General features: G+C 49.6%; 5 protein-coding genes. All 5 read right to left on the bottom strand.

The features are described 5' to 3' along the window. Positions 1-319 precede the first annotated feature (319 nt). The 5 genes from TH30_RS12695 to katG all read right to left on the bottom strand — a co-directional run bounded on the left by TH30_RS12695 (position 320) and on the right by katG (position 6,032). Positions 320-2,236 carry an AAA family ATPase gene (locus TH30_RS12695; RefSeq protein ID WP_114098454.1) on the bottom strand — a complete coding sequence of 639 codons (1,917 nt, stop codon included), beginning with the start codon at positions 2,234-2,236 and terminating at the stop codon, positions 320-322. Beyond that, positions 2,223-2,738 (bottom strand): ABC-three component system middle component 5, encoded by a 516-nt coding sequence (locus tag TH30_RS12690; RefSeq protein ID WP_114098453.1) that lies wholly within the window; start codon positions 2,736-2,738, stop codon positions 2,223-2,225. Before TH30_RS12690 ends, TH30_RS12695 begins: the two co-directional genes overlap by 14 nt. Continuing rightward, positions 2,735-3,328 (bottom strand): ABC-three component system protein, encoded by a 594-nt coding sequence (locus TH30_RS12685; protein ID WP_147251987.1) that lies wholly within the window; start codon positions 3,326-3,328, stop codon positions 2,735-2,737. Before TH30_RS12685 ends, TH30_RS12690 begins: the two co-directional genes overlap by 4 nt. A gap of 47 nt (positions 3,329-3,375) precedes the next feature. Beyond that, on the bottom strand, positions 3,376-3,567 hold the full coding sequence (locus TH30_RS22110) for a hypothetical protein (protein WP_181850268.1): 192 nt from the start codon (positions 3,565-3,567) through the stop codon (positions 3,376-3,378). A 281-nt stretch (positions 3,568-3,848) separates the two neighbouring features. Further along, entirely contained in the window at positions 3,849-6,032 is a 2,184-nt protein-coding gene (gene katG, locus TH30_RS12680) for a catalase/peroxidase HPI (RefSeq protein WP_114098451.1), read from the bottom strand. Positions 6,033-6,094 lie beyond the last annotated feature (62 nt).

Raw genomic sequence — 6,094 nt, 5'->3', positions numbered from 1 at the left:
CCGGTAGCTCGTCAGGCTCATAACCTGAAGGTCAGAGGTTCAAATCCTCTCCCCGCAACCAAATAGAAAAAGCGGTCCCTCGCGGGGCCGCTTTTTCTATTTGATCACGTGAAGAGACTTCAAACCTCTGATGTTCCTGCGGTATGAGCCTGTGCTCATAACTTGAAGGCTGACGCTGTGAAGAAATCGCTCCAGTGGAGCGATTTTAAGCGGAAGGTCGAGCACGGCCGATAGGCCGCGCGCAGACTGCGCAGGGAAATACGTATCAAACTATCCACGGCTTAACCCTTCGAGGGGGCTCTCCCTTTTTGTTCAGATACTAGCTGAGTTCTAGTGTTCGCTTGTCGTGGGTGAAGTACCTTCCGACTACATAGTCGGTATCGGCAAGCTTCGGAGAAATCATTGAAGTGGCATAGATTAACTGATGGTCAGTGTTGGAAGCTTCTGAGATTTCAGCCAATATGTTCTGGAAATTATGGCTGCGCGCAGGTTCCATGCCTTTGTCCTCAATAGTATCCATTAACAAAAATCGCGGATATCTAATGCTTTCTTGTTCTAGTGAAGCTTTCCAAAAACCCACAAAGAAGCTATTGCGTAAATAGACCATTGAGCTGGCCGAGAAATAACTCTCTCCATTTACGCTGAGCCAGTCGCCTTCAAAACTGAATTCAATGCGGTTAGCTCGTTCGAAAGTATCTTGTCTAGCAAGATCTCTTTTAAGAAGCCATTTTACGTTTTCAGAAATAGCTTTGTATGCACTCTGTACTTTGCGGTTGCTTGATTTTTCACCTGCACTAATTCGGTCCGTTAGCATAGATATCTCAGCTTGTACGTCCGCTTTTTTCCGGGAGATATCATCTAGGCGTCCAATTAACGCAGCTTTCTCATTTAAGTCTTCAAGCTCACGCTCCAAATAACCTGCTCTGCGATGGAGTTCGCGTGCGCGTGTGCGCAGTTCGGTCGACGGTACTCGATTAATTAACTTGTACCGTCTATTTATGCTCTCCCATCTTGTGGAAGCTTCGGATAACTGTTTTTCCAGCAGTGCAACTCGTTCTTTTCTGTAGCGTTGCAACGTCTCGGACTGCTTGAGCTGTAGTCCAACTTCATTTAGTAGAGTTAGAACTCTTGATTGAGCTTTATCTCGATCAAAGGGAGCCTTGCATAGAGAACAGTGATGCTCACTGTCAGGAGACTCAATCGGTGCAAAGCAAGCCGGACAATATAAAAACGACACCGCACCAAGCGCGTTCGCTGCTAGCGAAGCATCCTGAAGTGATTCTCGTTTTTCAATCAGGCTTTCAATGTAGTGTTGCGAGTCTGCGATCTCGAATTGAATTTCATCTAACTCTGAGCGTGTTTCAGCCAATTTAGTCTGCGCATCTACTACTGCTTCATATGCTTCTTTCTGACTTTGGATTGACAAGCCATCACTGACCTCGCCATTAAAGATTTTCTCCTCAAGGGTAACAATCTCGTCTTGTACCTCAAGCATTTCGGTATTTATGTTTTTCCGTTGTTCGGATACCCAGTCTAAGGTTAGAGAGTGAGCCACCGTTCCAAGGGTCGAGTAAATGCTTCTCAGTTCAGAGTTGTAGCTTTCGAATTCTTTCTTTGCATCGCGTAGTCTAAGCTGGGCTTCAAACATTCCACGATCATAGGCGCCGCATAGCATGTTGCCTACGGTCTGCCGAACCAATGGGAGTTCAAATGGAGTGTTTTCTAACCGGAATATTCTTTGAATTGGTGTTACTTGGTCTGAGTAGATGAGGCGAAGCAACTGATGCATTGTAATGTTGCTGGTCTCGTGCCCTGGGACTTGGGGTAAATCTAGCCATCTGAACAAAACTTGCGAAAAGCTCTCTTTTTCAGAGCTTCTTTTGTAGGGGTAGATTTTCCATCCATCAGAAGAAGATACATCGGCTTCTGCGAATGGCCCCTCATAAATGCGCATAGGTTGCATTCTGGTGTCGCGAACTTCTCGCTTAAATGTTGCAGGCATTCCATTTAGCAAGACTTCAGTGGTGACTTCGTCGCACTGGAGAGCAGCTTCTCGCCATTCGGTAAGGTCGCCGCCAAGGCCGTAAAACAGAAAATCCATAATCGTAGATTTTCCGGAGCTATTCTCACCACGTAAAATATTTAAACCTTTATGAAAGTCCGCGCTGAAGACGCTTCTTCCATTGGCACTTACGACGAGTTTCCGTATTTCGATATTTGGCCTAAGCATAGTCATATCTGTATTCCATTAAGCCGGTTCTTGCCTTCAACCCCTTTGGTCCATCAAGTGGGATGGGGAGTAATACTTCAATTAGGTATTCTATGAGCGACGCTTCTTTTTCATTTCGCAAGCTGATAGAAGCAGTCAATGCTTCGGGAATCCCGAGTTCGGAAAGTTGTATCTCTCCATGCATTAATGACTCTATGTCGAAGTCGAGAAAGCCTTGAAGACAAAGTGTTTGGATCGCGGCATCTTGGATCGGACCCATTTGATTGAATATGGTTATTGGTGAGGGAAGTTCGCCGTAGGGTTTTGGAAAACTATTTAGTTTGTACTTCTTGTGTTGACGTTGAAGACCCGTGATATCTGTCGTAAGTCGCGGAAATGCCATGTAAAAATCGAGTATTTTTAATTTGTCGACTTTAATGGTCTCCTCTGGAATGCATGACAGAATTCGGAGTACCCTAAACGTTGTGTGAAAAGTGTCATATGCGGGATGATATGCAATCTGGATCATTTGTGCCACCTGATGAAGCACTGTTCTGCAAGCCAGTAGACCATGCCAGAGGCATGGTTGTTATTTACAGCAAACACACCTTGGCTCATTTCATCTAGCACAGGTGAAACGACCTTGTGTTGTATTAGCTTCTCTATCTCTGTATCGTCCACATGGCCAATAAGAGGCGTTACCTCAACTTCAAATAAATGCTCAACTCTCGATAATAAAAAGGCAAAAATTTCTTGAGCTGATCCATATAGTCCGTACTTATCTAAAAGTTTTGAGAATTCTTCTTTGCGCATTAGGGCCTTGGCGATCTGTTCCTTCCCTCGACCAGCATGTTCTAATTTATTCTCTAGGCCATCTATCCCATCAACGGAATACTTCTTCTTAAAGTATTGGAGGCTATCAACCATCTCTTGCGTTTTTTCATTGCTGGATATTTCTTGCGCAAGTTTTTCCATCCAAGACTCGATCTGACTTTTTCGCCGCTCGAACTGGTTTGTAGTATTGGTTATCTTATCGCGCCCAATCATGTCACCTTGTGCAGATGCATTAGATTGATTAACGCTGGAGGCGTTATCCGAATTCGTGATGTTCGTAGACAATTTACTTAACCAGATTTTATGTCACAATATCGAGGCTAGACTGAGTCTTAGCTTTCTTTGCCGGTAATCTTATCTCGACCAACCATATCCTGCCCGCTTGTAGCTCCAGACTGATTTGTCTGAGTGGCGCTGCCTGTAGCTGTATTACGACAAAAACGGATAGTGATTGGAACGCTGATTGCAGCACCTGCAAACGCGCCCAGTACACTCGAAACTATTTCAGAGACATATGCTTCCATCTCCCCCCCAAAAAAAAAGCACTTTGACCAGTTTGCTAATATTAAGCTTTCCTGATGAGGGATGCTACTCAAGGTAACCGAATATTTCCACAGATAAATTAAAAGTGGAATTGTGTTTCGTTAGGTTACCATCGTGTGATTTGTATTTGATATGGGGCTGAGCAAGCTATTTTTAGCAATTTGATGGTCGAAACAAAAAACACCCCCAGCCTCTCGACCGGGGGTGTTCCTCTTTCAGAGCCCAAAAGCCCCAATCAAAATCAAACTAGCGTCTGAGCGCCTCAGGCGAGATCAAACCGATCCGCATTCATGACCTTGGTCCAGGCGGCAACGAAGTCCGTAACAAACTTCTCTTTGTTGTCGTCCTGGGCATAGACCTCTGCATAGGCGCGCAGGATCGAGTTGGAACCGAAGACCAGATCGACGCGGGTGGCGGTCCATTTGGTTGCGCCGGTTTTGCGATCAACGATGTTGTAAAGGTTGTCGCCCGCCGGGTTCCAGCTATAGGCCATGTCGGTCAGATTGACGAAGAAGTCGTTGGTCAGCTTGCCAGCCTGATCGGTGAAGACACCGTGCCTGGTGCCGCCATGGTTGGTGTCAAGCGCACGCATGCCACCGACCAGGACGGTCATTTCCGGTGCGGTCAGGCCCATCAGCTGGGCACGGTCGAGCATCATTTCTTCCGGGCTGACAACATAGTCCTTCTTCACCCAGTTGCGGAAACCATCCGCAAGCGGTTCGAGCACGTCAAACGACGCGGCATCGGTCATGGCGTCGGTGGCGTCCCCACGGCCCGGTGCGAACGGCACGGTGATATTGACACCGGCATCCCTGGCGGCCTTTTCAACCGCTGCGGTCCCGCCAAGCACGATGAGATCGGCAATCGAGACTTTCTTGGCAAGGCCGGCCTGAATGCCTTCAAGGGTTTTGAGAACCTTGGCAAGGCGGGCGGGCTCATTGCCTTCCCAATCCTTCTGCGGGGCAAGACGGATGCGCGCCCCATTGGCACCACCACGCATGTCCGAGCCGCGGAAAGTGCGCGCACTATCCCAGGCGGTGCTGATCAGCTCGGCACTGGTCAGGCCCGATGCCAGAAGCTCGGACTTGAGATCAGCGATTTCGGCATCCGACAGGCTATAGTCAACGGTCGGGATCGGGTCCTGCCAGATCAGGTCCTCGGACGGGACGTCCGGGCCGAGATAACGGGATTTCGGACCGAGATCACGGTGGGTCAGCTTGAACCATGCACGGGCAAAGGTGTCAGAGAAATATTCCGGATCGGCGATGAATTTCTGGCAGATCGCGTTATAGGTCGGGTCAACCTTCATCGCCATATCGGCATCGGTCATGATCGGCATGCAACGGATTGACGGGTCTTCGACGTCAACCGGCATGTCTTCTTCCTTGATATCGATTGGCATCCACTGCCATGCACCAGCCGGGCTTTTCTTAAGCTCCCACTCGTAGCCGAACAGCAGATCGAACCAGCCCATATCCCACTGGGTCGGGTTTTTGGTCCAGGCACCTTCGATGCCCGACACAACCGTATCACGGCCAATGCCGCGGCCCTTGGTGTTCATCCAGCCCATGCCCTGTGCGGTGACATCGGCGGCTTCGGGTTCGGCGCTAAGGTTGGCGGCATCGCCATTGCCATGTGCCTTGCCGATGGTATGGCCACCGGCGGTCAGGGCGGCGGTTTCTTCGTCATTCATCGCCATACGGGCAAAGGTTTCACGCACCTGTGCGGCGGTTTTCATCGGGTCGGGCTGACCGTTGACACCTTCGGGGTTCACATAGATCAGGCCCATCTGAACGGCCGAAAGCGGGTTTTCAAGGGTGTCGGGTTTGGAGACATCGCCGTAACGACCGTCACTTGGGGCCAGCCATTCCTTTTCAGCGCCCCAGTAAATATCCTTTTCCGGGTGCCAGATGTCTTCACGGCCAAAGGCAAAGCCAAAGGTTTTCAGACCGGCAACTTCATAGGCAATGGTGCCTGAAAGAATCATCAGGTCGGCCCAGGAGATTTTGTTGCCATATTTCTTTTTGATCGGCCAGAGAAGGCGACGGCCCTTGTCGGTATTGACGTTATCGGGCCAGGAGTTCAGCGGTGCGAAACGCTGGTTGCCGGTGCCGCCGCCACCACGGCCATCGGCCAGACGGTAGGAGCCTGCTGCGTGCCATGCAACGCGGGCAAACATGCCGACATAGCTGCCCCAGTCGGCCGGCCACCAGTCCTGGCTGTCTTTCATCAGGGCGCGGAGGTCATTTTTAAGCGCCTCGACATCAAGTTTTTTCAGCTCTTCGGCATAGTTGAAATCCTTGCCAAGCGGGTTAACCTTGGTGTCGTGCTGATGCAGAATGTCGAAATTCAGTGCGTTCGGCCACCAGTCGGTGACAGTGGTGCCCAGTGCGGTTTGACCGCCATGCATAACCGGACATTTCCCTGCAGTATGTTTTCCGTCCATTTCTCTCTCTCCGTAATGGCTGAGATGTTCTTAAAACAGCTCCTTGACCCGTATTGCCTTGC

This window comes from Thalassospira profundimaris (assembly GCF_003326795.1).
Lineage (GTDB): Bacteria > Pseudomonadota > Alphaproteobacteria > Rhodospirillales > Thalassospiraceae > Thalassospira > Thalassospira profundimaris_C.
The sequence above is the reverse complement of the archived record's forward strand: the minus strand, read 5'-3'. Positions and strand labels throughout refer to the sequence as shown.

Bases quoted from the DNA above. Each gene is read 5' to 3' on its own strand.
- katG (WP_114098451.1), bottom strand. From the start codon at position 6,032: ATGGACGGAAAACATACTGCAGGGAAATGTCCGGTTATGCATGGCGGT.
- TH30_RS22110 (WP_181850268.1), bottom strand. From the start codon at position 3,567: ATGGAAGCATATGTCTCTGAAATAGTTTCGAGTGTACTGGGCGCGTTT.
- TH30_RS12690 (WP_114098453.1), bottom strand. From the start codon at position 2,738: ATGATCCAGATTGCATATCATCCCGCATATGACACTTTTCACACAACG.
- TH30_RS12695 (WP_114098454.1), bottom strand. From the start codon at position 2,236: ATGACTATGCTTAGGCCAAATATCGAAATACGGAAACTCGTCGTAAGT.